General features: G+C 72.4%; 27 protein-coding genes. 13 read left to right on the top strand and 14 right to left on the bottom strand.

Going from position 1 to position 25,340, the window contains the following annotated elements:
* The first annotated feature begins 167 nt into the window (after nt 1–167).
* On the top strand, nt 168–704 hold the full coding sequence (locus AC0OLQ_RS05245; RefSeq protein ID WP_357335382.1) for a GtrA family protein: 537 nt from the start codon (nt 168–170) through the stop codon (nt 702–704).
* A gap of 63 nt (nt 705–767) precedes the next feature.
* Nucleotides 768–1,472, top strand: coding sequence for a GtrA family protein (locus AC0OLQ_RS05240; protein WP_484530401.1), 705 nt, complete (start codon nt 768–770; stop codon nt 1,470–1,472).
* A 49-nt stretch (nt 1,473–1,521) separates the two neighbouring features.
* On the opposite strand, the gene AC0OLQ_RS05235 is transcribed toward AC0OLQ_RS05240, so the two are convergent.
* Together AC0OLQ_RS05235 and AC0OLQ_RS05230 are read right to left on the bottom strand one after the other, a co-directional pair.
* Complete coding sequence (locus AC0OLQ_RS05235) at nt 1,522–2,094, bottom strand: PH domain-containing protein (protein WP_484530400.1); 573 nt, start codon at nt 2,092–2,094, stop codon at nt 1,522–1,524.
* 80 nt (nt 2,095–2,174) lie between these two features.
* Nucleotides 2,175–3,050, bottom strand: coding sequence for a biotin--[acetyl-CoA-carboxylase] ligase (locus AC0OLQ_RS05230; protein WP_484530399.1), 876 nt, complete (start codon nt 3,048–3,050; stop codon nt 2,175–2,177).
* Between the two features lie 96 nt (nt 3,051–3,146).
* On the opposite strand from AC0OLQ_RS05230, the gene AC0OLQ_RS05225 reads away from it, so the two are divergent.
* Complete coding sequence (locus AC0OLQ_RS05225; RefSeq protein ID WP_484530398.1) at nt 3,147–4,730, top strand: acyl-CoA carboxylase subunit beta; 1,584 nt, start codon at nt 3,147–3,149, stop codon at nt 4,728–4,730.
* 50 nt (nt 4,731–4,780) lie between these two features.
* Here AC0OLQ_RS05225 and AC0OLQ_RS05220 read toward each other — a convergent pair whose 3' ends face one another.
* From AC0OLQ_RS05220 to AC0OLQ_RS05200, 5 genes are all read right to left on the bottom strand, one after another.
* Entirely contained in the window at nt 4,781–5,665 is an 885-nt protein-coding gene (locus AC0OLQ_RS05220; protein ID WP_484530397.1) for a hypothetical protein, read from the bottom strand.
* The gene (locus tag AC0OLQ_RS05215) at nt 5,658–6,161 is read right to left on the bottom strand and encodes a SigE family RNA polymerase sigma factor (protein WP_484530396.1); all 504 of its coding nucleotides are present in this window, start codon (nt 6,159–6,161) and stop codon (nt 5,658–5,660) included. Before AC0OLQ_RS05215 ends, AC0OLQ_RS05220 begins: the two co-directional genes overlap by 8 nt.
* Before the next feature lie 63 nt (nt 6,162–6,224).
* Complete coding sequence (locus AC0OLQ_RS05210; RefSeq protein WP_484530395.1) at nt 6,225–7,208, bottom strand: ketopantoate reductase family protein; 984 nt, start codon at nt 7,206–7,208, stop codon at nt 6,225–6,227.
* A 96-nt stretch (nt 7,209–7,304) separates the two neighbouring features.
* A complete protein-coding gene (locus AC0OLQ_RS05205; protein ID WP_484530394.1) occupies nt 7,305–7,907 on the bottom strand; it encodes a class I SAM-dependent methyltransferase in 603 nt (200 codons plus the stop codon).
* Between the two features lie 43 nt (nt 7,908–7,950).
* On the bottom strand, nt 7,951–8,694 hold the full coding sequence (locus AC0OLQ_RS05200) for a M50 family metallopeptidase (RefSeq protein WP_484530393.1): 744 nt from the start codon (nt 8,692–8,694) through the stop codon (nt 7,951–7,953).
* Between AC0OLQ_RS05200 and AC0OLQ_RS05195 the strand changes: the two genes are divergently transcribed.
* Together AC0OLQ_RS05195 and AC0OLQ_RS05190 are read left to right on the top strand one after the other, a co-directional pair.
* Nucleotides 8,693–8,845, top strand: a complete 153-nt coding sequence (locus AC0OLQ_RS05195) for a hypothetical protein (RefSeq protein ID WP_484530392.1) — start codon at nt 8,693–8,695, stop codon at nt 8,843–8,845. The genes AC0OLQ_RS05200 and AC0OLQ_RS05195 overlap by 2 nt on opposite strands.
* A gap of 123 nt (nt 8,846–8,968) precedes the next feature.
* A complete protein-coding gene (locus tag AC0OLQ_RS05190; RefSeq protein WP_357335135.1) occupies nt 8,969–9,721 on the top strand; it encodes a GH25 family lysozyme in 753 nt (250 codons plus the stop codon).
* Nucleotides 9,722–9,816: 95 nt separating this feature from the next.
* Here the strand turns inward: AC0OLQ_RS05190 and AC0OLQ_RS05185 are convergent, their stop codons facing one another.
* A complete protein-coding gene (locus tag AC0OLQ_RS05185) occupies nt 9,817–10,047 on the bottom strand; it encodes a hypothetical protein (RefSeq protein ID WP_091314056.1) in 231 nt (76 codons plus the stop codon).
* Nucleotides 10,048–10,135: 88 nt separating this feature from the next.
* Nucleotides 10,136–12,142: a serine/threonine-protein kinase gene (locus AC0OLQ_RS05180; protein ID WP_484530391.1), complete on the bottom strand. Its 2,007-nt coding sequence runs from the start codon at nt 12,140–12,142 to the stop codon at nt 10,136–10,138.
* 91 nt (nt 12,143–12,233) lie between these two features.
* Here AC0OLQ_RS05180 and AC0OLQ_RS05175 point away from each other — a divergent pair, with 91 nt between their 5' ends.
* The 5 genes from AC0OLQ_RS05175 to AC0OLQ_RS05155 all read left to right on the top strand — a co-directional run bounded on the left by AC0OLQ_RS05175 (nt 12,234) and on the right by AC0OLQ_RS05155 (nt 16,860).
* A complete protein-coding gene (locus AC0OLQ_RS05175; protein ID WP_484530390.1) occupies nt 12,234–12,446 on the top strand; it encodes an acyl-CoA carboxylase subunit epsilon in 213 nt (70 codons plus the stop codon).
* A 101-nt stretch (nt 12,447–12,547) separates the two neighbouring features.
* Nucleotides 12,548–13,000, top strand: a complete 453-nt coding sequence (locus tag AC0OLQ_RS05170) for a hypothetical protein (RefSeq protein ID WP_484530389.1) — start codon at nt 12,548–12,550, stop codon at nt 12,998–13,000.
* Between the two features lie 1,441 nt (nt 13,001–14,441).
* Nucleotides 14,442–15,530, top strand: coding sequence for a S8 family serine peptidase (locus tag AC0OLQ_RS05165; protein ID WP_484532275.1), 1,089 nt, complete (start codon nt 14,442–14,444; stop codon nt 15,528–15,530).
* A 10-nt stretch (nt 15,531–15,540) separates the two neighbouring features.
* On the top strand, nt 15,541–16,197 hold the full coding sequence (locus AC0OLQ_RS05160; protein WP_484530388.1) for a Maf family protein: 657 nt from the start codon (nt 15,541–15,543) through the stop codon (nt 16,195–16,197).
* A gap of 9 nt (nt 16,198–16,206) precedes the next feature.
* Nucleotides 16,207–16,860, top strand: coding sequence for an O-methyltransferase (locus AC0OLQ_RS05155; protein ID WP_357335117.1), 654 nt, complete (start codon nt 16,207–16,209; stop codon nt 16,858–16,860).
* 160 nt (nt 16,861–17,020) lie between these two features.
* Here AC0OLQ_RS05155 and AC0OLQ_RS05150 read toward each other — a convergent pair whose 3' ends face one another.
* From AC0OLQ_RS05150 to AC0OLQ_RS05135, 4 genes are all read right to left on the bottom strand, one after another.
* Entirely contained in the window at nt 17,021–18,283 is a 1,263-nt protein-coding gene (locus tag AC0OLQ_RS05150) for an MFS transporter (protein WP_484530387.1), read from the bottom strand.
* Nucleotides 18,284–18,347: 64 nt separating this feature from the next.
* Entirely contained in the window at nt 18,348–19,103 is a 756-nt protein-coding gene (locus AC0OLQ_RS05145) for an ABC transporter permease (RefSeq protein ID WP_484530386.1), read from the bottom strand.
* Between the two features lie 17 nt (nt 19,104–19,120).
* A complete protein-coding gene (locus AC0OLQ_RS05140) occupies nt 19,121–20,080 on the bottom strand; it encodes an ATP-binding cassette domain-containing protein (RefSeq protein ID WP_484530385.1) in 960 nt (319 codons plus the stop codon).
* 118 nt (nt 20,081–20,198) lie between these two features.
* Nucleotides 20,199–20,798 (bottom strand): PadR family transcriptional regulator, encoded by a 600-nt coding sequence (locus AC0OLQ_RS05135; protein WP_484532274.1) that lies wholly within the window; start codon nt 20,796–20,798, stop codon nt 20,199–20,201.
* A gap of 132 nt (nt 20,799–20,930) precedes the next feature.
* Between AC0OLQ_RS05135 and AC0OLQ_RS05130 the strand changes: the two genes are divergently transcribed.
* Nucleotides 20,931–22,682, top strand: a complete 1,752-nt coding sequence (locus AC0OLQ_RS05130) for an acetyl/propionyl/methylcrotonyl-CoA carboxylase subunit alpha (RefSeq protein WP_484530384.1) — start codon at nt 20,931–20,933, stop codon at nt 22,680–22,682.
* Nucleotides 22,683–22,762: 80 nt separating this feature from the next.
* Nucleotides 22,763–24,202 carry a GuaB1 family IMP dehydrogenase-related protein gene (locus AC0OLQ_RS05125; RefSeq protein WP_357335105.1) on the top strand — a complete coding sequence of 480 codons (1,440 nt, stop codon included), beginning with the start codon at nt 22,763–22,765 and terminating at the stop codon, nt 24,200–24,202.
* Between the two features lie 36 nt (nt 24,203–24,238).
* Here AC0OLQ_RS05125 and AC0OLQ_RS05120 read toward each other — a convergent pair whose 3' ends face one another.
* A complete protein-coding gene (locus AC0OLQ_RS05120; protein WP_484530383.1) occupies nt 24,239–24,787 on the bottom strand; it encodes a TetR/AcrR family transcriptional regulator in 549 nt (182 codons plus the stop codon).
* A gap of 87 nt (nt 24,788–24,874) precedes the next feature.
* Between AC0OLQ_RS05120 and AC0OLQ_RS05115 the strand changes: the two genes are divergently transcribed.
* On the top strand, nt 24,875–25,315 hold the full coding sequence (locus AC0OLQ_RS05115) for a DoxX family membrane protein (RefSeq protein ID WP_484530382.1): 441 nt from the start codon (nt 24,875–24,877) through the stop codon (nt 25,313–25,315).
* The last annotated feature ends 25 nt before the right edge of the window (nt 25,316–25,340 follow it).

The raw sequence follows: 25,340 nt of genomic DNA, 5'->3' as shown, positions 1-25,340 counted from the left end.
CTCACGGACATGGGAAACGGACGGCGGTCAACTGAGGGGGCGCGGCGCGCGTACCCGACCCGGTCCGGCCCTCCACGGGCGGCGCGCCGGGGCGGCGGACCGCCGACTCGCCGTTGCGGCCGCTCCCCGCTGCGCGCACCCGGTACTCTCGGCGGGTGGCCGCGACGATGACCGGGGACCAACCGGGGGCTCCGCAGACCCGTCGAGGTCTGATCGGCGCCCTGCTCGACCGTTTCGGTCATCTCATCCGCGAGATGAGCAAGTTCGCCACGGTCGGCGGCTTCGCCTTCCTCGTCGACTTCGCCCTCTTCAACTACCTGGCGAGCGTGCGCCACATGCCGCCGGTGGCGGCCAAGACCGTCTCCACCGTCATCGCGGCCACCCTGGCGTTCATCGGCAACCGGTTCTGGACGTGGCGGCACCGCCAGCGCTCCCACCCCGCCCGCGAGTACGCGCTGTTCTTCTTCTTCAACGGGGTGGGCCTCGGCATCGCGGTCGCCTGTCTCGCGATCAGCCGCTACGGCCTCGGCGCCATCTGGCCCGAGGTGTTCCAGACCCCGCTGGCCGACAACATCGCCAGCTTCATCGTCGGCACCGGCCTCGGGACGCTGTTCCGGTTCTGGTCGTACCGACGGTTCGTCTTCGTCGAGGCGGGAACTCCCCCCGTTCCGGCGACGAGCCGCGACCGAGAGTCCGGGGCGTGACCCACCGCCCATCCCGTCCTGCCGGGCCCAGTCGGCCCTGCCCACTGACCTAAGGTGTTCCGCATGCCTCTTGTCCGTCTGCTGCCCGAGCGCTGGCAGAAGTTCATCCACGAGGCGCTCAAATTCGGCATCGTCGGTGGCATCAACACAGTCATCAATTACGCGGTGTTCAATGCGCTGGCACTCACGGTTTTCCGCGACGGTCAGCTCAAGGCGACCGTCGTCGCGACCATCGTCGCGACGATCACGTCGTATCTGATGAATCGGCACTGGACGTACCGGGATCGACCGAAATCGGCGCTTCGCCGCGAATACGTCCTGTTCTTCGTTTTCAATGGCGCCGGCCTGTTCATCGAACTCGGCGTCCTGGCGCTGGCCAAGTACGGCCTCGGCGTGAACAGCCTGCTCGCGTTGAACGTGGCGAAGACCGGCGGCGTGCTGCTGGCCACCCTGTTCCGCTTCTGGTCCTACCGGACGTTCGTGTTCCAGCCGGTGCCGAAGCACGCCGAGGAGACCTGGCACACCATCCCGCGTGACGAGTGGGACACCATGGCGGAGATGGACCCGGTGGCCGAGCTGGCCGAGTCGGTCAGCGAGCTGGAGGAGACCGAGCCACCGCTCGGCGAGCGCCGCGTGGGCGACTACGCGCCACCACAGGGCCGCCCCGCACCGGCGGACGCCGGCCTCGGCCGCGCCCTGGGCGCCGACCTCGACGCCGAGCTGGCCGCCGAACTCCAGCCCACCCCGCGCCGCGCTCCGCGCCGCTGACTCCGGCCGGCTCTCCGGCGCCCGCAGTGCGGGCGCCGGAGGCGCAGGGTCAGGCGGAGGGGTCGCGGAGGGGCTTGCCCTCGGTCATGTCGGCCAGGATCTCGCGCATCTCGCCGTCACCCAGGCTGTGCCGGTCGTGGTGGGCCTCGACCAGCTCGTAGAGCTTGGTCTGGACCTGGTCGACGTGCGGCACGTCGGTGAGCACCGACTGGCCGCGCTCACCGGCGGACTCGATGGTCAGCGTGCCGCAGCCGAGCAGCCGCTCCAGGAACTTCTGGTGCATGGCGTGGTCGTTGATCCGGGTCAGCGGCAGGTCCCGCCGGTTGCGGGAGAACACCCCCTCCTGGAGCAGCACCCGCTCGTTGGTGAAGAGGTAGTGGGTGGTGCGCCAGACCAGGAACGGCCACAGCCCCAGCCAGAACACCAGCACCAGGCCGAGCGCGGCGATCACGTAGAGCGCGATCGTGCCGCCGTCGCCCTCGGGCAGCAGGACCCAGCCCGCGATCACCGCCGCGACGGCGAGCACCAGCACCAGGATCGGCCGGATCAGGGCCTTCCAGTGCGGGTGCAGATGCAGCACGACGTGCTCGTCTTCGGTGAGCACGTCTTCGGGGAACGCCACGGAAACCTCCACTCGCAGAACAGGACGCGCTGACCGTAACCGGTCGGCGCATCCTCCGGGATCGGCCGCGCGGTGGGTGCTCAGCGCAGGTGCAGCACGTCGCCCGCGGCGAGGCGCAGCTCCCCCTCCGGGCCCTCGACCAGCAACTGCCCGTCCGGGTCCACGCCGGTCGCGGTGCCGCGGACCTCGCGGCCGTCCGGGAGCAGCACCCGGACCTGCCGGCCGACCGTGGCGCAGCCGGCCAGATAGGCGTCCCGCAGGCCGCTGGCGACCGCGTCGCCCCCGGCGTCGCGCCAGCGCTCGTACCAGTCGGCGAGCGAGCGGAGCAGGGCGCGCAGCAACGGGTCCCGGTCGGTGGCGGCGGCCCCGGCGAGCTGGAGCGAGGTGGCCGGCAGCCCGGTCGGGTTCTCCGGCAGCTCGTCGGCGCGCAGGGTCACGTTGAGGCCGATGCCGACCACGATCGCCGGCGGCCGGTCCGGCGCGGCACCGTGCACCGCCTCGGCGAGCACGCCCGCGCACTTCGCGCCGTCCAGCAGCAGGTCGTTCGGCCACTTGAGCCGGGCGTCGAGCTCGGCCAGCCGGGCCACCGCCTCGACCAGCGCGACGCCGGCCAGCAGCGGCAGCCAGCCGTACCCCGGCGGTGGCACGGGCGACCAGCCGCGCTCCGCGACGGCGTCACCCGGCCGGAACAGGACGCTGGTCGCGATGCCGGCTCGCGGCGGTGACTGCCAGACCCGGCCGCGCCGGCCCCGGCCGGCGGTCTGCCGCTCGGCGACCACCACCAGCCCCTCCGGCTCGCCCGCTCGCGCGGCCTCCACGACGTCGGCGTTGGTCGAGCCGGTCTCGGCGCGCAGTTCCAGCCGGCGCCAGGGCCCGTGCGGCGCGACCAGCGCGCGCTGCAGCCGGGCCGCGGACAGTGGCGGGCGGTCCAGATCGGTGTACGGCGAGCCGGGCATCCCGCCAGCCTACGGCCCGCGCGCCGGCCGGTGGCCGGGAAGCGGTGAGGCGCACTGCACAGCGGCACCCACCTGAACCATCGTTATATTCCCTGGGTGACTACCGAGACCGGGATCAACATCCACACGACCGCCGGCAAGCTGGCGGACCTGGAGCGACGGCTCGACGAGGCGGTGCACGCCGGGTCGGCCCGCGCGGTCGAGAAGCAGCACGCGCGGGGCAAGAAGACCGCTCGGGAGCGGATCGAGATGCTCCTCGACGAGGGCTCCTTCGTCGAGATGGACGAATTCGCCCGGCACCGCTCGACCAACTTCGGGCTGGAGAAGACCCGCCCGTACGGGGACGGCGTGGTGACCGGCTACGGCACGGTGGACGGCCGGCAGGTCTGCGTCTTCGCGCAGGACTTCACCGTCTTCGGCGGCTCCCTCGGCGAGGTCTTCGGCGAGAAGATCGTCAAGTTGATGGACCTGGCGATGAAGATCGGCTGCCCGGTCGTCGGCATCAACGACTCGGGCGGCGCGCGGATCCAGGAGGGCGTCGCCTCGCTCGGCCTCTACGGGGAGATCTTCTTCCGCAACGTCCGGGCCAGCGGCGTCATCCCGCAGATCTCGCTGATCATGGGCCCGTGCGCGGGCGGCGCGGTCTACTCCCCGGCGGTCACCGACTTCACCGTGATGGTCGACCAGACCTCGCACATGTTCATCACCGGCCCCGACGTGATCAAGACGGTCACCGGCGAGGACGTGGGCATGGAGGAGCTGGGCGGCGCCCGCACCCACAACTCGCGCAGCGGCAACGCGCACTACCTCGGCACCGACGAGGAGGACGCGATCGAGTACGTCAAGGCGCTGCTGTCGTACCTGCCGTCGAACAACCTGGACGAGCCGCCGGTCTTCGATGCGCCGGCGATCCTCGACGTCACCGACGAGGACCGGGAGCTGGACACGCTCATCCCGGACTCGGCCAACCAGCCGTACGACATCCACCGGGTCATCGAGCACGTGCTCGACGACGGCGAGTTCCTGGAGGTCCAGCCGCTCTACGCGCAGAACCTCGTGGTCGGCTTCGGCCGGGTCGAGGGGCGTCCGGTGGGCGTCGTCGCCAACCAGCCGATGCACTTCGCCGGCACCCTGGACATCGCCGCCTCGGAGAAGGCGGCCCGGTTCGTGCGCACCTGCGACGCGTTCAACGTCCCGGTGCTGACCTTCGTGGACGTTCCCGGCTTCCTCCCCGGCACCGGGCAGGAGTGGGACGGCATCATCCGCCGCGGCGCGAAGCTCATCTACGCGTACGCCGAGGCCACCGTCCCGAAGGTCACCGTCATCACCCGCAAGGCGTACGGCGGGGCGTACGACGTGATGGGCTCCAAGCACCTCGGCGCCGACCTGAACTTCGCCTGGCCGACCGCGCAGATCGCGGTCATGGGGGCGCAGGGCGCGGTGAACATCCTCTACCGCTCGGAGCTGGCGAACGCCGAGGACCCGGCCGCCGTTCGGGCCGAGAAGATCGCCGAGTACGAGGACACCCTGGCCAACCCCTACATCGCCGCCGAGCGCGGCTACGTCGACGGGGTGATCCCGCCGCACGAGACGCGCACCCAGATCGTGCGGGCGCTGCGCGTGCTGCGCACCAAGCGCGAGACCCTGCCGCCGAAGAAGCACGGCAACATCCCGCTCTGACGCGGACGCGTCGCGGCCCCCCACCACTGCGCCGGTGGGGGGCCGTCGCGTCAGCAGCGCGGGTGGGCGGCGGGACACATCCGGCCGGCCGCCACGACGGCCAGCCGCCGCAGGTCGGCCTCTGTGCCGTCGCGCCCGACCTGGATCACGCTGACCAGGTCGCCGACCCGGACCACCGCCCGGCTGTCCGGCCGAGTCACACCACCCAACGGCTTGCCGGTGTCCAGGGTCCGGGCCTGGCCGACCGTGTGTCGCACCAGCACCGACTCGTCTCCGGCGAAGCCGCGGTCGACCTCCTGCCAGGAGTGGACGACCTGCGCCTCGATCGTCTTCCCCTGCCACTGCGTCGGGCCGCTGGAGCGCCACGCGCGGCACGGCGCGAGCAGCTCGCCCATCCCGGCGAAGACCCGGTCGGCCACGTCCGGCGCGACCCGGTAGACGTCCTGCGTGGCCAGCACCTGGCCCGGCCGCTGATCGTCGGCTCCCGGGCGCTGACGGAGGATGGTCACCGAACGGGAGTACCGGGACACCTCCCACTCCGCCCGCAGGCCCTGGCGCTCCCGGCAGTACAGCACCATCTCGTCGAGCCGGACCGGCTCGCCGAAGCCGGCCTGGGTCAACGGCGCCCCCGTCTTCGTCCGCAGGTCCGTCGGCTCCAGCAGCACCTCCGTGGGCACCTCGGTGGCGGTCCAGGCGGTCGCCGTGGGCTGCACCGGGGCGGGCTCGCCGGCCGGCAGCGGCGCGTGCGGAGCGGCCCGCCCGGCCTCCACCAGCGCGGTGCCCGAGGCCACCGCCAGCACGGCGAGCGCCGCCGCCACCACCGTGCGCCGGCTACGCCGCCGGGCGCGGGACCGGAGCTCGGCCGGCTCCGGCCAGCGGACCGTGCGCAGCTCCCGCTGCACCAGTTCGACGAAGGTCTGGTCATCGTCACGCATCGGCAGCCTCCTCCTCCAGATCCACGACCGCGAGCAGCCCGGCGAGCGCCGCGCGCCCCCGGGAGAGCCGCGCCTTGACCGTGCCGACCGGCGCCTCGGTCTCCCGGGCCACCTCGGCGACCGGCATGCCGAGCAGGTAGTAGAGCGCGATGGCGGTGCGCTGTTCCTCGGGGAGCCGGCGCAGCGCGGCCACCACCTCGACGGTGTCGGTGTTCGGCGCGGGGATGCTCTCCTCCGCCCCGTGCCGCAGATACGCCCGGGCCCGGCTGCGGAGGCTGCGCCAGCGGCTCACCGCGATCCGGCTGGCCACCACGCGCACCCACGCCTCCGGGTCGTCGTAACCGCGCACCGTCGACCAGCGCTGCCAGGCCCGGATGTACGCCTCCTGCACGGCGTCCTGGGCCTCGGCCAGGTTGCCGGTGAGCACGTACACGAAACCGAGCAGTCGTTGCCGGCTGCCCCGGTAGAACTCGTCGAACCCGTCGACGTCCGGCACTCTGTTACCTCCCCCGTGGCGGTCGCAGGGGAGACGCCTGGGGCCCGGGTTGCGGTTGCCCGGTCAGCCGACCAATTTCTCCAGCTCGGCGAGGGGGAAGCCGCCGGCCGGGACGCGCTCGCGGACCGCCCGGCGGACGGCCGCCTGGACCGCCGCGTTGGCGGGGGTGGGCACCCCGTGCAGCCGGCCGAGCAGCACGATCTCGCCGTTGAGGTGGTCCGCCTCCGCCGAGCGGGCGCCCCGGGCCAGGCTCTGCCAGGTGGAGCCGCCGGCCCGCTCCTCGCCGTCGACCGGCCGGTGCCGCACCCGGTCGCCCCGCTCGGCGGCCTCCTCGGCGGGGGTGGTGTGCGGGATCCCGGCGGCGGCCAGCGCGGCCTCCCCCTCGGCGCGTACGCGGGCGGCCAGCGGCTCGGGCACATCCGGGCCGAGCAGCGCCTGGAGGCCGTTGCCGAGGTTGCCGAGGAGCTTGCCGTACTTCCAGCGCATCACGTCGTCGCGGACCGGGGCGACGAACCCGGCGGCGGTCAGGTCGGCGGCGACCGCGCGGCTGGTGTCGTCCGCGCCGGACGGGTAGCGGCCGAGGTGCAGCATGCCCGGGTGCGGGTACCCGTTCGCCACCACCACGCCGGGTTCCAGGTGGGTGGCGGGCAGCCAGACGCAGACCGGGTGCACGCGGGCGAACAGCCGCAGCGCGGCCGGCTCGTTGGCGACCCCGTTCTGGGCCAGCACGATCGGCAGCCGCTCGCCCGCCGTCCCGCCGCCCTCGACCGGGGTGTCCACCCAGGTCGCCAGGGCCGCCGCGGTGTCCTGCGACTTGACCGTGAGCACCAGCACGGTGTCCGCCGGCAGTGCGTGGCCCGCCGGCCCGGCCACCGCGGGCAGCCGGCTGGTGACCGTGCCGTCCGGCGTCCGCAGGGTCAGGCCCCGCTCCCGGAGCGCGTCCAGGTGCGCGCCGCGGGCCACCAGCGTCACGTCCCGGCCGGCCTCCCCCAGCCGTACGCCGATGGTGCCGCCGACCGCGCCCGCCCCGATGATCACGTATCGCACGGGTCCGATTCTGCCCCGATCCGGGCCGGCCCGCCGGGCGGTCCACCCCGCAGCGGGCAGCCGGGCGGCATCCGGTCGACCCGGCAGCCGGTCAGCTCACGATGGCGAGGTGGCAGAGCCAGCGCTGACCGCGGTCGGCGACGTCCCCCAGCAGCCGCAGCGGGGTGAACCCGGCTCGGCGGAGCAGTTCCGCGCGCTCTCCTCGGCCCCGTACCAGGCGAAGAAACGGTCCGCGCTCTCCCCTGGCCAGCGCTCCCAGCTCTCCCCCTCGCCCTCCTTGACGCTGAGCAGCAGCGGCGCGCCCGGCCGGAGCACCCGCCGGACGCCGGCCAGCGCGGCCGGCGCCCCCGCCTTCGGCAGGTGCAGCAGGGCGGCCGAGCACCACGCCCCACCGAAGGCGCCGGCGCGGAACGGCAGCCGGAGCAGATCGGCCTGGACCAGTGGTACGCCCACCCGCCGCCGGGCCTCGTCCAGCATGGCGGCGGAGAGGTCCAGCCCGACCGGCGTCGCGCCCCGGTCCGCCCAGAAGGCGAGGTCCCGCCCCGGGCCGCAGCCGAGGTCCAGCAGCGGCCCGTCGAGCCGGCGCTGGAACTCCTCCGCCAACTCGCGGTAGGTGCCGGGCACCTCCGGGTTCCGGGCGGCGAAGTCGGCAGCGATCCGGTCGTACGCGGCCCGGTTCCGGGTGGTCACCTCGTCCATGCGGGCGCAGCCTAGCGGCGCTCAGGAGCGGACGAGATCCCGCTCAGACCGTGAGGCCGGCGTCGGTGAGGATCGGGCCGGCGAGCAGCAGCGCGCCGGCGCCGAGCGCGGCCAGGCTGACCAGCAGGAACACCGTCACCCAGAACAGCGGCGGGAAGGGGGTGAGGCGGGCGAGCTGATCCGCGTCGGACTCGGGCATCCGCCCCCGGCTGCGCAGCCGCTGCAGCTCGATCACCGGGCGGACGCCGCCGAAGAGCAGGAACCAGACCGACGTCCAGGCGAACGCCGCCTGCACCTGCGGCGAGGCGTACCAGGAAACGGCGAGCACCACGCCGCCGGTGACCAGCAGGGACAGCACGCCGAAGACGTTGCGGATCATCAGCAGCATGGCCAGCAGCAGCGCCACCGCGACCCAGAGCAACAGGGTGATCCGGTTGCCGGCGAGCAGCCACGCGCCGGCGAGACCGATCAGGGACGGCGCGACGTACCCGGCGAGCAGAGTGAGGATCATCCCCGGGCCGGTGGGGCGGCCGGCGGAGAGGGTGAGCCCGGAGGTGTCCGAGTGCAGCCGGATGCCACGCAGCCGCCGGCCGGTGAGCAGGGCCGCGAGGGCGTGGCCGCCCTCGTGCGCGATGGTCACGGCGTTGCGGGCGATCCGCCACGGCAACCGGGTGGCGACCACCGCCCCCGCGACGACGGCGGTGAGCAGCACCAGCAGCGGCGGCGGGTCCGGCTGAGCGCCGAGCAGCTTGTCCCAGAGGGTGGTGAGGCCGTCGATCAGGGGCATGGGCGGGGAGCCTACCGGCCTGAGCTGTGTCGTTCGAGAGCACCGGCTGGACGGGGAACACTACGTCGAGGACCGGGTCGCCAAGGCCGGCGAGACCCTGACGGTCACCGAGCCCTTCCGCTGGGTGATCGACCCCAGCACCCTCCGCTGAGTTGACCCGCGGGTCACCGAGGCGACGACGGTCGTCAATGAAAAATTCTTTAGGCCCTCTTGTGATCTAGGGCACTTACCTCCAAAGATGGGCGTCAATCATTGGACGTCCTTGGAGGCATCAATGGCTCGTACCAGACTCTCCGTGCGCCGGTTGCTCGCCGCCGGCCTGACCGTCGCCGCCACCGCGGCGGCGGCCCTCGTCGCGACCGCCGGACCGGCAGCCGCGGCGACCACCCCCGGGATCGACGTCTCTCGCTACCAGGGCACCATCAACTGGACCAGCGTGCGCAACGCCGGAATCCAGTTCGCCTTCATCAAGGCCACCGAGGGCACGAGCTACAAGGACCCCAACTTCAACGCGAACTACGTCAACGCCTACAACGCCGGCGTGATCCGCGGGGCCTACCACTTCGCCCGGCCGAACATCTCCTCCGGCGCGATCCAGGCCAACTACCTGGCCAGCAACGGCGGCGCCTGGTCCGCCGACAGCCGTACGCTGCCCGCCGCACTCGACCTCGAGGGCAACCCGTACGCCGGTGGCTACTGCTACGGCCTCACCACCACCGGCATGCGCAACTGGGTGCAGGACTTCCTCAGCACCTACCGGTCCCGCACCGGCCGGTACGCGGTCATCTACACCACCACCAGCTGGTGGAACCAGTGCACCGGCAGCTGGACCGCCCCGTGGGCCAACCACCCGCTGTGGGTCGCCCGGTGGTCCAGCACGGTGGGCACCCTGCCGGCCGGCGCCCCGTTCTGGAGCTTCTGGCAGTACACCAGCAGCGGCAGCGTCTCCGGGATCAGCGGCAACGTCGACCGCAACTACTGGAACGGTGACCGGACCCGGCTGATCGCCCTGGCCAACAACACCTGACCATCCCCCACGGTCGCCAGTCGGCGGCAGCGGGATCGGCTACGACCGAGGTCGTCAGCCGGTCCGGCTGCCGCCACTGCCGTTCGTACCGTCGGTCATGCCCTGCGTCGCGAGGCGACCGGCACAGGGACCGCGCCCCGCCCGGCCAGGGTGGTCCGGCGGGCCAGCCGCCACGTCGCCACCCCCGCGACGGTGAGGGCGACGACACCGAGCACCGCGACCGGCGCGGAAAGGCCGGCGCTGACCAGCAGCAGGACCACGTCTCCGAGCGCGACCAGCATCCACAGTGCCAGCCGGGGGCCGGTGTCCTTGTGTCGGTAACCCATGTCGTACCTCCTTCCGTCGTCGCGGTCTCAATACCCCCGAGGACGGAAGGCCATGCGAGTCAGTTTCGCAATGGCGGGATTCCCTGGATCAGTTCACCCGGTCGGGCTTGAAGCCCTTGATGATGATCTCCCAGTTGGCCAGGTTGGCCTGCCAGGCGTCGGCCGGGACCTCCCAGCGCAGGGCGAAGCCCCGGTTGCTGGCCGTGGCCACGCCCCGGTTGCGCACGTGGAAGCGGGTTCCGCCGTTCCGCGTCTCCAGCCAGTCCCAGTCGGCGCAGGTGCGGTAGTAACCGTCGCAGCGGGTGATCCCGACCAGCTTGTAGTTGTCGACGTAGTTCCGGCGGCTCGACTCCTGCGCCTGCCAGTCGGCGTACGCGTCCTTCTTCGGCGAGGAGGTCCACTGGATGAACAGCACCCGCCGCGCGCCGCCGGCTTCGTAGAGCACGACCTGGTTGTCACCGGGCCGGGCCTGCCAACCGTTGGGAATCGGCACCTGGAAGCCGTTCGGGCCCTTGTAGTAGTGCCAACCGGTGGGCAGGGTGCCGGCAGCCGCCGAGGGGGTGCCCGACGGGGTCAACGACGGGGCCACCGACGGGGTCTGGCTGGGCTCGGCGCTGCTCGACGCGGCCGAGGTCGGCCCGGCGCCGTTCCCCGGTGCGGGCGGGGCCGCGGCCGACGTGGTGGTGGCTGCCTGCTGGCCGCCGCCCTTGCTGTCGTCATCGCGGTTGAGCAGCGGCACGGCCACCGCCAGGCCGGCCAGCAGCACCAGGACCAGCGCGCCGATCAGCAGGTTGCGCTTGTTGCGTTCCGGCTTCGTACCCGGGATCACCGCCGCCCGGCCGGTCGACGGCGCCGGGCTGACCGGCTCGGCCAGCACGGAGGTCGGGTTCCTCGGCGGGGCCGGCGGCTCCACCACCGGTTCGCCGTCCAGCCGCGTCTCGTCCAGGGCCGGGTCGGCGCCGTTTACCCGGGTGTCGGCGACCGCCGGCTCGGCGTCGAGCTTCGTGGTCGGTTCGGCGACCGGCGGGGCCACCTTCGCGGTGGGCGCGGCGTCCGAACCGGCCGGCGCCTTGACGGTGGCGTCGGCGGCCGCCGCGGCACCGGCGACGGCGGCCGCGGACGTACCCACATCGGGCTTGCGCGGCGCCGGAGTCACCGGCCGCTCGGCCTGGTCGTCGGCCGGACGCGGCGCCGGCACCAGCGGCGGGCGCGGAACGCGCGGACCGTTCGGTCCGGGCCGGCGTACGCCGTCCAGCAGTGAGATGCCCTTGGCCCGCCGCCCCGCGGCCTTGCGCAGCATGCGCTCCGCGACCTCGGCGGTGATCCGCTCCTCCGGGTCCTTGCGCAGCAGGCCCTGGAGCACCGGCTTCAGCGGCCCGGCGTTCTTCGGCGGCGGCAGCGGCTCGGTGGCGAGCGCCGCCAGGGTGGCGATCGCCGACGGCCGCGCGTACGGCGACTTGCCCTCGACGGCGGCGTAGAGCGTGGCGCCCAGCGACCAGAGGTCGGCCTCCGGCCCCGCCGTGCCGTCCTTCGCCCGTTCCGGCGCGATGTACGCGGGCGAGCCGAGCACCATGCCGGTGCGGGTGACGTTGGGGTCGCCCGGGATGGTGGCCAGACCGAAGTCGGTGAGCACCACGCGCCCGTCGCTGCCGAGCAGCACGTTGCCCGGCTTCACGTCGCGGTGCATGATGCCGGCCTTGTGCGCGGCCTTCAGCGCGCCCAGCACCCCGAGACCGATCTCGACGGCCTTCGCCGACGAGACCGGGCCGTCCTCGGCGATGGTGTCCTGCAAGGACTTCGACGGCACGTATTCCATGACGATCCACGGATCGCCGTCGGTGCGCAGCACGTCGAAGATGCGGACCACGTTGACGTTGTTGAGCCGGGCGATCGCCCGGGCCTCCCGCAACGAGCGTTCCCGCATCTCGCGGCGCTCCTCCGGGGTGAGGCTGGGCGGCGGAACGAGTTCCTTGATCGCCACGTCGCGGTGCAGCACCTCGTCGCGCGCCTTCCACACCCGACCCATGCCGCCCTGGCCGAGCGGCGAGATGAGCCGGTACCGGTCGGCGACGAGTTGGGGAAGCGGGTTAGACATCGCTGAAACCGTACCCGGGAGCCGCTACCGGTACACCGGCGGCACGCCACTGTCCGGTGAAGGTCAAGTTCTGGACGCGTACCCTGTCGGCATGTCTGCCGAAGAGCCGCTGTTCCGGATCGTCCGCGGCGTGCCCACCGCCGACGAACTGGCCGCCCTGGTCGGGGCCCTCGTGGTGCGGACCCGACCGGTCGCGGCCACCGCGCCGGCCGCCGTGTCGCAGTGGGCACGCAGCGCCCGTCCGGCCGGCGCCGCGCCGGTCGCGGGCCCCGGCGCGTGGCGCGCCTCCGGCCTCCACCGCTGACCCATCCCGGGTACGCCGACCCCGCATCAGGACTGCCGGGATCCGCGGCGAGCCATTAACCTCACTCAGGGAAACCGTGCGGTGACGGGCAGGGAGGGTCGATGATCCCGGAGGACAACCAGCCGGCCGGCTGGCTGCGTGACTACGGCGGCATCGAGGCCGACATCCGACAGATGCGCGACTTCGCCGACCGGCTCCAGGACGAGGTCAGCCGCAACTACACACCGCACCTGTCCTACATCGCCGACGACATGAAAGCCCCGGTCCCCAACCCGGCCGACGCGTTCATCGAGCTGGTCCAGTTCCTCCAGGCCCACCACGAGACCCAGCAGGCCACGGTCAGCATGGTCTGGGACCTGGCCCCCGCCACCGGCCGGCTGGCCGGCGCCGCCGGCCACATCGCGGCCACCTACGCCGACTCCGACGCCTTCTCCTCCGCCCGGGTCGCCGACGTCGAACGGGCCCTGGCCGCGCCGTCCACCGCGGCCGCCCGCCCGGTGCCGCCGCTGACGGATCCGACCGCGCCCGAGCAGGGGCGGGTGGTCCTGCCGTGATCGAACGGGGCAGCGGACGCACCTCCGGGCTCACCGACTGGCGCCTGATGGACGTGCTCAGCATGTGGGCGTGTCTCCAGGACCAGGACACCAGCGGCCAGTGGAAGCAGGTCGCCGGCTGGCGCAAGGTCTGCGACCTCGCCCTGGCCCACCTGAGCCGGCTGCGCGAGTACCGCCGCGGGCTCGCCGAGGCGTGGCCGCCGGAGACGAACGCCGCCGCGCGGGCGTACCTCGGGGAACTCGACCAGCTCATCGACCAGGTGCAGCGCACCCACGACGCCGCCGCCGCGAACTACGACGCGCTCGCCGCCGCCACCCGCGCCATCGGCAGCACCCGCGCCGAACTCGAGCCGCTCCATGAGGAGTACGCGGAGAAGGTGCGGCAGAAGCGGGCGCACGAGGCGATCGTCGCCGACCCGAAGGCAGCGGCGGGGAGCCGGCTGCCGGAGAATCCGCCGGTGACGGACGCGGAGCTGGAGCAGTTGAACGTGAGAGCGCGAGGGTTGATGACGGGGTTGAGCGGCGAACTCCAACAAGCCCAAGTCATGCTCCGCCTGCCTCCGCCACGACCAAACATCCGTCGACAGCCGGACGAGAGCACGACATCTGACCACCAGGGAGCCGTACCGGTAATCCCGCCTATCATGCCCGTGCCCACAGCAAGCAGAACATCAGCAGTCAGCTCAGAAGCGGGCCCACTCAAGCCAATTGCGGTCACGGCGCAACCAGCCACACCCCCCGTGCTCGGTGCTGGACCGATCCTCGGCGGGGTAGGAAGCAATCTTGCGCCCGCGGCTCCGACCGTCGGGCTGCCGCCCGCGGCAACTCCCGGAGCATTCGGCCAGCCAGTGGGCCTGGCCGGCCCGCTTCCAACAAATGGCTACCGACCAAACTCTCCGTTCTCAGGGATGGCACCGAATTCGACATCAGGGTTGGCGCATCCTATCAGCAAGCCCGCAAGCGGCGGCGCAGGTGCGCTTCCGCATTCGACGCCTCGGCCGTTGCCACCTGGAGGTCTCATAGGCGGCACTCCCCCCGCAAATCAACCGGGCAGTAAGGGCATCTCACGGCGAGCCAACCCTATCGGTGGCGTGATTGGTGGCGGGGCCGCTGGCACCGCTCCGAGCGGCGCGGCTGGGTCGCGCCCCGGTTCAGGCCGGTCCTCCCAATTCGGCCCATACAACGGCCCATCCCCGATCGGAGGCGCTCCTAATTCAGGGTCTCCTGGGCCGCACGGCTTTTCCGGCAATGGAAACCGTAAGCCACCCACTGACCGCGAGCCACGAGCCTGGGACCCGGATAATCCATGGGAGCTCGACGGAGGTGTCGCTCCGGTAGTTCGCCCACCAGATGACGATGGACCTATAGACCCCGGCCCAGCTATCGGCCTTGACCGGTGAATGGAGCTGGCTATCGGGCGGCACTGGTCATCTCGATCTCAATGGCCCTAACAACTTCGCAGCCCGTTGCATCCATTGCAACGGTTGGGCCTAGCCAAATCCGAGCCGAGCAATGGCATTTGCGTTATCTCAACTTGCCGAAGGTTCATAGGATAAGCCAAGGGGCGGGTGTCGTAGTCGCTGTAGCGGACACCCAGGTTTTCGACCATCCGGACCTGCAAGGAAATGTTTTGCTGGGCGTCGATATCACCACGAGCCGTCCGACAAGCGAACAACAGGACCCTTCAAGCCATGGAACGCTGATGGCTGGCCTGATTGCGGCTCATGGACAAGGCAGAAGCAGCGGCGCCCTCGGGATCGCCCCGCGAGCCAAGGTAGTCCCTGTGCGTGTCCAGCCTGACTTTGAACAGGGCAGCACGGAGGATCTGGCAGCCGGGATTGAGTGGGCCACGGCCAATCACGCGGATGTAATCAGCATCTCGTCGGTTGCAGGTGCGAGCGTCCGTCTTCAACAGGCAGTACGAGCCGCCCTGGAAGCAAACATAGTTGTAGTCGCGGCAGCCGGTAACCGGCCAGAGGACCCAGCCGTTGGTTATCCGGCGTCCGAACAAGGTGTGATCGCCGTAGGCGGAAGCGACAAGACAGGGCGTCACGCGTCCATCTCCGTCACCGGCCCGGAGGTCGATGTCGTGGCACCCGCGACAGACATCTACAGCACCAGTTATGGCGGCAGATACTCGAAGGGAACAGGGACCTCAAGTGCCACCGCGATCGTGGCTGGGGCCGCCGCCCTCATCCGTTCCAAGTACCCCGACCTCCCCGCCCAGGAGGTCGCCCACCGCCTGACCGCCACCGCGATCGACAAGGGCCCACCCGGCCGCGACGACGAATACGGCTACGGCGTCATCGACCTGGTCGCCGCCCTCACCGCCGACGTCCCCCCGCTGGGCTTCGAAACGCCGTCGGTCACCGCATCACCCACCTCGACGACGGCTCACGAGAGCGGCGACGACAACTCGACCGTGCGCGGCCTGGCGACGCTGGGTGTGCTGCTCGCTGCGGGCGGCGGTTACCTGGTCTGGCGCCGGCGTCGACGTGCCGACGACCCGCCGCCGCGGATCAGCCGGTAGCGTCGGTGGGGTGTTGACCTCCGTGCCGCTGCGCCTTGTGCTCGCCTCGCAGAGTCCCGCCCGCCGCAAGCTGCTCCAGGCCGCCGGGATCGAACCCGACGTGCTGGTCAGCGGTGTCGACGAGTCGCAGGTGGTCAGCGACCGGGCCGAGGAGCTGTGCCTGGAGCTGGCCCGACTGAAGGCGCAGGCGGTGCTGGGCCGGCTGCGCCCCAACCCGGACGAGCGGACGCTGGTGCTCGGTTGCGACTCGGTGCTGGCGTTCGACGGCGAAATCCTGGGCAAGCCGGCCGACGCGGCGGACGCCACCCGGCGGTGGCAGCGGATGCGCGGGCGCAGTGGGGTGCTGCACACCGGTCATTGTCTGCTCGACGTGGTGCACGAGTCCCGTGCGGAGGCGGTCGCCTCGACCACGGTGCACTTCGCCGACATCAGCGATGCGGAGATTGCCGCGTACGTGGCGACGGGTGAGCCGCTGGCGGTGGCCGGGGCGTTCACCATCGACGGGCTGGGCGGAGCATTCCTGACCGGCATCGAGGGTGACCCGGGCACGGTGGTGGGGCTCTCCCTGCCGCTGCTGCGCAATCTCCTCGCCGAGTTGGAGCTGAACATCACCGACCTGTGGACGAAGGTTGCGCCGGGGGGCCAGGAGATCGAACATCTCGGCTAACGTCCGATCATGAGCACGAAGCCGTTGCCGCTGACCCCGGAACTGCACGCGTACCTCGTGGCGCACGGGTCCGCCCCGGACGAGATCGTCCGGGAGCTGGCCGAGGAGACCCGCGCCGCCCTTCCCGCCCAGGCGGACATGCAGGTCGCGCCCGAACAGGCCGCGTTCCTGACCTTCCTGACCCGGCTGCTCGGCGTCCGGCAGGCGGTGGAGGTGGGCACGTTCACCGGGCTCTCCTCGCTGGCCATCGCCCGCGGCCTCGCCGAGGGCGGCCGCCTGACCTGCTTCGACATCTCCGAGGAGTACACCGGCGTGGCCCGGCGGTACTGGACCCGCGCGGGTGTGCAGGACCGGATCGAGCTGCGTATCGGTCCGGCCGCGGACACGCTGCGCCAACTGCCGCAGGAGCGCTACCTGGACTTCGCGTTCATCGACGCCGACAAGGTCGGCTACCCGATCTACTGGGACGAGCTGGTGCCCCGGATGCGCCCGGGCGCGGTGATCGCGGTCGACAACACGCTGCGCGGCGGCCGGGTGCTCGCACCGCAGAACGCCGACGACCGCGCGATCGCCGCCTTCAACGACGAGATCCTCGCCGACGTCCGCGTCGAGGTCGTCATGCTCCCCATCGCCGACGGCGTGACCCTCGCCCGGGTGCTCTGAACCCAGCGCGCCGAGGCACCGGTCCCACTCCAGCTCGGCGAGGTGGCGCCATCCCGTGCGCCCGGACACCGCCACTACGCCGAGCTGGAGTCGATCAGGCGGGCAGGCGCAGGCGATCAAGCGAAGGCACGGAGGCAGGTCGAGCGAGAGAGCCGGTCGGTCACGCGGCGGCGGAGACCGGGGTGCGGTCGTCGGTGGGCGAGGGCTGGCGAAGGGCGCGGCCGAGGCGCACGGTGAGCAGCAGGGCCGCGGCGATGAAGGCGGGCAGGAGCAGGAAGGCCAGGTGCGGGCCGACGCCGTCGGCCACCCAGCCGAGCGCGACCGGCGCGATCCCGAAACCCACTCCCACCGAGTACGACGACCAGCCGGCTGCCTTGTCCGCGGCCCGACCTGCCACGGTGAGGGCGATGGAGATCGCCAGGGGGTAGTGCAGGGCATTGCCCAGCCCGAGCACGACCAGGCCGGTGACGGCCAGCCAACCGACCGAGGCGGACCAGAACAGGGCGAACCCGGCCAGGGAGACGGTCAGCGCGGCGAGCAGCAGCGGCACCGGCGGCCAGCGCAGCGCGAGCCGGCCACCGGCCAGCCGGCCGGCGAACATGCCGCAGACGATCGCCGCGACGGCCGCCGACGCTCCGCCGGCGCTGAGCCCCGCGTGGGTCCGGAGCACGTCGGCGGTCCAGAGCGACAGGCACACCTCGATCGACCCGGTCACCGCCATCAGGACCCAGGCGATCCAGTACGCCCGCGGCAGCACCGCCCGCCGCCCGGGATCTTGGACAGTTTCCGTTCGAGAGGAACGGTAGGTGTCCAAGATCGGGCGAACGGCGGCGGCAGGGGAAGCGGTAGCGGGGGCGGCCCTCGGCAGGCGTACCCGGAAGGTCACGGCGGCGAGGGCGACCAGGGTGATCAGCCCGACCTCGACGGCCATCATCGGCCGCCAGCCGAGGCCGGCGTCCACGGTCGCGCCGATGACCAGCGGCGCGAGGATGCCCATGCCGGCGCAGGCCGCGTTGGCCTCGCTCAGCGCGGCGGGCGCGGCGCGCCCGTGGTGGGCGGTGAGCACGACGTTGACTCCGCTGATCACCATCATGCCGAAGGTGGCGATGACCGCGACGGCGGCGATGGTGGCGGGCAGCGGACGGAGCAGGCCGAGCGCGGCGACGCCGGCGGCCAGGCCGGCGAGCCCGAGCCAGATGGCGGGGCCGCGGCCGAGGCGGCGGGCGGCCGGCGCGAAGAGCGCGCCGCCGGCCAGCGCGCCGACCGCGATGCCGGTGCTGTGCAGACCGGCGACGGCGGCGCTGGTGCCCTGTTCGTCGCGGAGCAGCGGCACGACGGGACCGAACCCGTAGAGGAAGAAGCCCCACAGTCCGAGCTGAGCGTAGGTCAGCCAGGTCGTCCGGTCACGGGTGAGGCGGGGCACCGGCCTTACGCTACGCGCGCTCGGCCGGTGCCCCGCCCCGGATGAGAGGCAGCTCTCGTCCTGCTCAGCGGACGCTGCGGGCGAACTGCCGCGCGGCCCAGACCACCCCGGCGACGGCGAGCACCGCGATGATCGTCAGGCCCTGCCAGACCTTGTCGTTGGCCAGGTCACCGGCGAAGAGCGCCCGGGTGCCGTCGACCGCCCAGGAGAACGGGTTCCAGTCGGCGACGCCCTGAAGCCAGCCGGGGGCGTACATGAGCGGCAGCAGGATGCCGGAGAGCAGCAGCACCGGCTGGGCCACGGTGTTCATCAGCGGGGCCAGCGCGTCCTCGCTCTTGACCTTGAGCGCGACGCCGTAGGAGACGGCCGAGGTCATGAGCGCGATGAGGGCCAGCATCAGGTACGCGAGCAGCAGGTAGCCGATGAAGACGCGCAGGTCGAACAGGAGCGCCAGCAGGGTGATGATGACCGCCTGCGCGATCAGCGAGACCACGTCCCGCAGCGAGCGGCCGAGCAGCAGGGCGAGCCGGCTGACCGGGGTGACCCGGGACCGCTCGATCACCCCGGCGCGCAGCTCGGCGATCAGGCCGAAGCCCTGGAACAGGCCACCGAAGATGGCCAGCAGCACCAGCAGGCCGGGCACGAAGATCTTGTACGCCTCGGCCTGGGTCGACACCTGCAGCGCGGGCTTGAGCAGCGGGGCGAAGAGCAGCAGGTACATCACCGGCTGGAAGACGCCGACGAAGACCCAGACGGGGTTGCGCAGCAGCAGCTGGATCTGGCGCTGGAAGATCAGCCAGGTGTCGCGGGCGAGTTTCATGACAGTTCTCCCGATGCTCAGGACTCGCGCAGCGAGCGGCCGGTCTTGGTGAGGAAGACGTCGTCGAGGCTGGGGCGGTGCAGCTCGATCGAGCGCAGCTCCAGCCCGGCGTGGTCGAGGCGGCGCAGCACCTGCGGGATGGCGGTGGCGCCCTCGTCGACGTAGAGGCGCAGGCCGCCCTCGTCGATCGTCTCCAGCTTGCTGACGTACGCCTCGGTGTCGAGCACTTCGGCGGCCTGCGGGGTGGTGGCCGCGTCGAGGCCGACCAGCACCACCTCGCCGGAGATCTCGCGCTTCAGCTCCGCCGGGGTGCCCTCCGCGACCACCTCGCCGTGATCCATGATCGCGATCCGGTCGCAGAGCGCGTCCGCCTCGTCGAGGTAGTGCGTGGTGATGAAGACGGTCATTCCCTCGGTGCGCAGCCGGCGGATCTCGTCCCACATGTGCGCCCGGCTCTGCGGGTCGAGGCCGGTGGTCGGCTCGTCCAGGAAGACGATCTTCGGTTCGTGGATGATGCCGAGCGCGATCTCGACCCGGCGGCGCTGGCCACCGGAGTAGGTCTTGCACTTGCGGTCGGCGTACTCGCTGAGCTGGAAGGCGTCCAGGGCGCGGGTGGCGCGGCGGTGCGCCTCGGCCTTGGCGATGCCGTAGAGCCGGGCGTGCAGCACCAGTTCCTCGCGGGCGGTGGACTCGTCCCAGGTGCTGCCGCCCTGGGCCACGTAGCCGATCCGCCGGCGCACCTCGGCCGGGTCCTTGCGCAGGTCGGCCCCGGCGATGGTGGCCTCGCCGCCGTCCGGCTCGATGAGGGTGGCGAGCATCCGCAGGGTGGTGGTCTTGCCGGCGCCGTTGGGGCCGAGGAAGCCGAAGATCTCCCCCTCGGCCACCTCGAGGTTGACGCCACGGACCGCGTCCACGGTCTTCGTCTCGCGACCCGCGCGGGAGCGGAACGACTTCCACAGCCCCCTGGTCTCGATCATGTCTGCTCCTGGTCCTCCGGGCCGGACGCGACCGGCCGCCGATGGTCCGCGAGGACGCACGGCTCCCTCGCGGCTCGCGCAGAGACTAACGCGATATAGCTTTTGTGGTCAACGTTGATTATTCCGCGTCGGGTCGGCCGTCCGTCCACCCCGACCACCCCTCGGCCTGCTCCAGCCCAGCAGGCAGGTACGACACTCCCGACTCGATCCGCTCGGCGATCCGCTCGCACCAGGCCATGTCCGCCTCGGCCCGGCCCAGCCAGAGCTCGAACATCCAGCCGACGTGCACGGGCTTGCGGTTGCGCACCCAGTCCGAGTCCAGCGAGGCGCGCATCGACTCGACGCCGGCCCGGATCAGGTTCGCCCGGTTGCGCAGCGCCGCCGCCGCCTCGTCGCGGGGCATCGCGGGCAGGAACGAGAAGGCCGCCGCGAACGGGTCCGGGGGCTCGTTGAGCTGCCACCACTGCGCCCGCAGCAGGGTCTCGAACTCCTCCTCGCCCTTCGCCGTCACCTCGTAGGTGGTGCGGGCGGGGCGGGCGCCGACCTGCTCGACCGAGACCGTCCGGAGCAGGCCCTCGTCGGTGAGCTTGCGCAGCGCGTGGTAGATCGAACCGGGCTGCACGTTGGCCCACTTGTCCGCGCTCCAGCTCAGCAGCTCACGGCGTACGTCGTAGCCGTGCACCGGCTGCATCCACCTGACCAGGCCCAGAATCATCATCCGCGTTGCCGACACCGGACAAGCGTAATAGCCAAATTTGACTACAGTGCGGCATCCCACACTGAGCGATCGTTAGGGCCGAATCCTCGGCCGATACACTCCCGGCAACGACCTCCCGGGAGGAGCCACAAGGTGCGCAAGGTACTCATCGCCAACCGCGGCGAGATCGCCGTCCGCGTCATCCGCGCCTGCCGCGACGCCGGCCTGGCGAGCGTCGCCGTCTACGCGGACTCCGACCGGGACGCCCTGCACGCCACCCTCGCCGACGAGGCGTACGCCCTGGGCGGCGACACCGCCACCGACAGCTACCTGCGGATCGACAAGCTGATCGACGTGGCCGCCAAGGCCGGCGCCGACGCGGTGCACCCCGGCTACGGATTCCTCTCCGAGAACGCCGACTTCGCCCAGGCCGTCATCGACGCCGGGCTGACCTGGATCGGCCCCACCCCGCAGGCGATCCGCGACCTCGGTGACAAGGTGACCGCCCGGCACATCGCCCAGCGGGCCGGCGCGCCCCTGGTCCCCGGCACCCCGGACCCGGTCGGCAACGCCGACGAGGTGATGGCCTTCGCCGTCGACCACGGCCTGCCGGTCGCCATCAAGGCGGCCTTCGGTGGCGGCGGGCGCGGCCTCAAGGTGGCCCGCACCATGGAGGAGATCCCGCACCTGTTCGAGTCGGCCACCCGCGAGGCGGTCGCCGCGTTCGGCCGGGGCGAGTGCTTCGTCGAGCGCTACCTGGACCAGCCCCGCCACGTCGAGGCGCAGGTGCTGGCCGACCAGCACGGCAACGTGATCGTGGTGGGCACCCGGGACTGCTCGCTCCAGCGCCGGCACCAGAAACTGGTCGAGGAGGCCCCGGCGCCGTTCCTCACCGAGGCCCAGCGCCGGCAGATCCACGACAGCGCCAAGGCGATCTGCCGGGAGGCCGGCTACCACGGCGCCGGCACGGTGGAATACCTGGTCGGCGCGGACGGCACCATCTCCTTCCTGGAGGTCAACACCCGCCTGCAGGTGGAGCACCCGGTGACCGAGGAGACCTCCGGCATCGACCTGGTCCGCGAGCAGTTCCGCATCGCCGACGGCGAGAAGCTGCGGTTGACCGAGGACCCGACCCCGCGCGGGCACTCGATCGAGTTCCGGATCAACGGCGAGGACCCGGGCCGCAACTTCCTGCCCGCCCCGGGCACCATCACCGCGCTGCGGCTGCCCAGCGGCCCGGGCGTCCGGGTGGACACCGGCATCTCGGCCGGCGACGTGATCGGCGGCAACTTCGACTCGCTGCTGGCCAAGGTGATCATCAGCGGCGAGACCCGTACCGAGGCGCTGGAGCGGGCCCGACGCGCGCTGGACGAGATGGTGGTCGAGGGCATGGCCACGGCGCTGCCCTTCCACCGCCTGGTGGTCCGCGACGAGGCGTTCACCGCGGAGCCGTTCACCGTGCACACCCGGTGGATCGAGACCGGGTGGAACAACAGCGTCCCGGCCTTCACCGCCCCGGCCGGCGCCGTCGAGGGCCCGGCCGAGCGCGAGACCGTCGTGGTCGAGGTGGGCGGCAAGCGGCTGGAGGTCACCCTCCCGGCCGGCCTCGGCGCGGGTACGGCGGCCGCCGCGCCCGCCGCGAAGAAGCCGGCCCGCCGGGGCGGCGGCGTCAAGGCCGGCGCGGCGGTCGGCGGCGACGCGCTCACCTCGCCGATGCAGGGCACCATCGTCAAGATCGCCGTGGCCGACGGGGACACCGTCGCCGAGGGCGACCTGGTGGTGGTGCTGGAGGCGATGAAGATGGAGCAGCCGCTGCACGCCCACAAGGCCGGCACGGTCAGCGGCCTGTCGGCCGAGGTCGGCGCGGTGATCACCGCCGGCGCGGCGATCTGCACCATCTCCTGACCGTCGGCGGTCCCGCCGGCCGGGGGTGGTTTGGGCCACCAGCGGCGGCGGAACCGGCCGCGAGCAGGAATGATGGCCGGGTGCGGTTCCTTCATGGCGCGGTTCCCGCGCACGACCTGACCTACAACGACGTCTTCATGGCGCCCAACCGCTCCGAGGTGGGCTCCCGGCTCGACGTCGACCTGGCCTCGGCCGACGGCACCGGCACCACCATCCCGCTGGTGGTGTCGAACATGACCGCGGTCGCCGGCCGGCGGATGGCCGAGACGGTGGCCCGGCGCGGCGCCATCGCGGTGATCCCGCAGGACATCCCGATCGAGGTGGTGGCCAACGTCGTCGCCTGGGTCAAGCAGCGGCACCTGGTGCACGACACCGCGATCACGCTCGGCCCGACGGACACCGTGGGTGACGCCATCCACCTGCTGCCGAAGCGGTCGCACGGCGCGGTGATCGTGGTGGACGACGAGGGCCGCCCGCTCGGGGTGGTCACCGAGGCGGACACCGTCGGGGTGGACCGGTTCGCCCAGCTCCGGCACGTGATGTCGACCGAACTGCACACCGTGCCGGCGGACGCGGATCCGCGTACCGGCTTCGACCGGCTCTCGGCGGGGCGGCGCCGGCTCGCCCCGGTGGTGGACGCCGAGGGTCGCCTGGTCGGGGTGCTCACCCGATCGGGCGCGCTGCGCGCCACGCTCTACAAGCCGGCCGTGGACGACCGGGGCCGGCTGCGCGTCGCCGCCGCGGTGGGCATCAACGGCGACGTGACCGGCAAGGCGGCCGCCCTGCTGGAGGCCGGGGTGGACACCCTGGTGGTGGACACGGCGCACGGGCACCAGGAGCGGATGATCTCCGCGCTGCGGATGGTCCGCAAGCTCGACCCGGGGGTGCCCGTGGCGGCCGGCAACGTGGTCACCGCGGACGGCGTACGTGACCTGGTCGAGGCGGGGGCCGACATCATCAAGGTCGGCGTCGGGCCGGGTGCCATGTGCACCACCCGGATGATGACCGGCGTGGGCCGCCCGCAGTTCTCCGCGGTGCTCGACTGCGCGGCGGCGGCCCGCTCGCTGGGCCGGCACGTCTGGGCCGACGGCGGCGTACGCCACCCGCGGGACGTGGCACTGGCGCTCGCGGCCGGCGCCTCGAACGTGATGATCGGCTCCTGGTTCGCCGGCACCTACGAGTCCCCCGGCGACCTCTACACCGACGCCGACGGCCGGCGTTACAAGGAAAGTTTCGGCATGGCCTCGGCCCGCGCGGTGAGCGCCCGGACCGCCGAGGACAGCGCGTTCGACCGAGCCCGGAAGGCCATCTTCGAGGAGGGCATCTCGTCGGCCCGGATGTATCTGGACCCGGCCCGGCCGGGCGTGGAGGACCTGATCGACGAGATCATCTCCGGGGTGCGCAGCGCCTTCACCTACGCGGGCGCGCGGAGCCTGGAGGAGTTCCACGAGCGGGCCCTGGTCGGCGTGCAGAGCACCGCCGGCTACACCGAGGGCATGCCGCTGCCGACGAGCTGGTGACCCCGCGGCCGGGCCCCTCGTCGAGGGGCCCGGCCGTCAGAGGAAGAGCCGGCTGATCACGCTGCGGGCGGCGGCCTCCGGGTCGGGGCCGACCCGGGGCGGCAGGGCGCCGGAGAGCCAGAGTGTGGCGAAGCCGTGCACGATCGACCAGGCCGCCAGGGAGTCGGCCTCCGGCCCCCGCCCGGTGCGCCGGGCCACGCCGGTGCGCAGCAGCTCGCCGGCCCGGTCCCGGGCGGCCACCACCGCCGGGTCGTCGGCGCGGTAGAGGTCGGGCCGGAACATCACCTCGAAGTGGGCCCGGTGTCGGACCGCGAACCCCACGTACGCCACCCCGGCGCCGATCAGGTCGTCGCCGGCGTCGCGCAGCGCCTCGGCCAGCAGCTCGAAGCCCTCGGCGGCGAGCGCGGTGAGCAGCCCCGCCTTGTCGCCGAAGTGGTGGGCGGGGGCGGCGTGCGAGACGCCGGCCCGGCGGGCCAGGTCGCGGAGGCTCAGGGCGGCCGGGCCGGACTCCGCCATCACCTCCACCGCCGCGTCGAGCAGTGCGCGGCGCAGGTCGCCGTGGTGGTACGCGCGGGACTGGGTCATGCGCCCACTCTAACTTGTCATTGACAAGATGGCCTCCCCGGCGCAATCTTGTCGGCGACAAGTTCTCTCTTCGGGAGGCGTACACCCATGGCACCCCTGATCGCTCTCGTCGCCGGCACCGCGGCGGCCCGGCTCGCCGGCCTGCTCGGCGTCGCCGCTCTCGACGGCTGGCACCCCGCCCTGCGGGTCGGCCTGGCCATGATGTTCCTGCTGACCGCCTCGGCCCATTTCCTGTCCCGCCGCGCGGACCTGATCGCCATGGTGCCGCCGAGGCTGCCCCGGCCCGGCCTGCTGGTCACCCTGACCGGGGTGCTCGAACTGCTCGGGGCGCTCGGACTCCTCCTGCCGGCCACGGCCCGCCCGGCCGCCGCGGGCCTGGCGCTGCTGATGCTGGCCATGTTCCCGGCCAACGTCTCGGCCGCGCGCCGCGAACTCACCCTGGCCGGCCGCCCGGTCACGCCGATCGGTGCCCGGACGGCCCTCCAGGTGGTCTTCGTCGCCGCCGCCCTGGCGGTGGTGTTCGGCTGACCGCGAAAATACTTTGGGCCCTGAC

Source organism: Micromonospora sp. Utrum1 (assembly GCF_057197805.1).
Note: the sequence above shows the minus strand (reverse complement) of the source record. Positions and strands in the feature narration are given on the sequence as shown.

What these genes read in the sequence shown, in the direction of transcription:
- AC0OLQ_RS05245 (WP_357335382.1), top strand. Translation starts at nt 168, where the DNA reads ATGACCGGGGACCAACCGGGGGCTCCGCAGACCCGTCGAGGTCTGATC.
- AC0OLQ_RS05240 (WP_484530401.1), top strand. Translation starts at nt 768, where the DNA reads ATGCCTCTTGTCCGTCTGCTGCCCGAGCGCTGGCAGAAGTTCATCCAC.
- AC0OLQ_RS05230 (WP_484530399.1), bottom strand. Translation starts at nt 3,050, where the DNA reads ATGCCCGGCTCGCCGTACACCGATCTGGACCGCCCGCCACTGTCCGCG.
- AC0OLQ_RS05220 (WP_484530397.1), bottom strand. Translation starts at nt 5,665, where the DNA reads ATGCGTGACGATGACCAGACCTTCGTCGAACTGGTGCAGCGGGAGCTG.
- AC0OLQ_RS05205 (WP_484530394.1), bottom strand. Translation starts at nt 7,907, where the DNA reads ATGGACGAGGTGACCACCCGGAACCGGGCCGCGTACGACCGGATCGCT.
- AC0OLQ_RS05195 (WP_484530392.1), top strand. Translation starts at nt 8,693, where the DNA reads ATGGGCGGGGAGCCTACCGGCCTGAGCTGTGTCGTTCGAGAGCACCGG.
- AC0OLQ_RS05200 (WP_484530393.1), bottom strand. Translation starts at nt 8,694, where the DNA reads ATGCCCCTGATCGACGGCCTCACCACCCTCTGGGACAAGCTGCTCGGC.
- AC0OLQ_RS05190 (WP_357335135.1), top strand. Translation starts at nt 8,969, where the DNA reads ATGGCTCGTACCAGACTCTCCGTGCGCCGGTTGCTCGCCGCCGGCCTG.
- AC0OLQ_RS05185 (WP_091314056.1), bottom strand. Translation starts at nt 10,047, where the DNA reads ATGGGTTACCGACACAAGGACACCGGCCCCCGGCTGGCACTGTGGATG.
- AC0OLQ_RS05180 (WP_484530391.1), bottom strand. Translation starts at nt 12,142, where the DNA reads ATGTCTAACCCGCTTCCCCAACTCGTCGCCGACCGGTACCGGCTCATC.
- AC0OLQ_RS05175 (WP_484530390.1), top strand. Translation starts at nt 12,234, where the DNA reads ATGTCTGCCGAAGAGCCGCTGTTCCGGATCGTCCGCGGCGTGCCCACC.
- AC0OLQ_RS05170 (WP_484530389.1), top strand. Translation starts at nt 12,548, where the DNA reads ATGATCCCGGAGGACAACCAGCCGGCCGGCTGGCTGCGTGACTACGGC.
- AC0OLQ_RS05165 (WP_484532275.1), top strand. Translation starts at nt 14,442, where the DNA reads ATGGCCCTAACAACTTCGCAGCCCGTTGCATCCATTGCAACGGTTGGG.
- AC0OLQ_RS05155 (WP_357335117.1), top strand. Translation starts at nt 16,207, where the DNA reads ATGAGCACGAAGCCGTTGCCGCTGACCCCGGAACTGCACGCGTACCTC.
- AC0OLQ_RS05145 (WP_484530386.1), bottom strand. Translation starts at nt 19,103, where the DNA reads ATGAAACTCGCCCGCGACACCTGGCTGATCTTCCAGCGCCAGATCCAG.
- AC0OLQ_RS05140 (WP_484530385.1), bottom strand. Translation starts at nt 20,080, where the DNA reads ATGATCGAGACCAGGGGGCTGTGGAAGTCGTTCCGCTCCCGCGCGGGT.
- AC0OLQ_RS05135 (WP_484532274.1), bottom strand. Translation starts at nt 20,798, where the DNA reads ATGATGATTCTGGGCCTGGTCAGGTGGATGCAGCCGGTGCACGGCTAC.
- AC0OLQ_RS05120 (WP_484530383.1), bottom strand. Translation starts at nt 24,787, where the DNA reads ATGACCCAGTCCCGCGCGTACCACCACGGCGACCTGCGCCGCGCACTG.
- AC0OLQ_RS05115 (WP_484530382.1), top strand. Translation starts at nt 24,875, where the DNA reads ATGGCACCCCTGATCGCTCTCGTCGCCGGCACCGCGGCGGCCCGGCTC.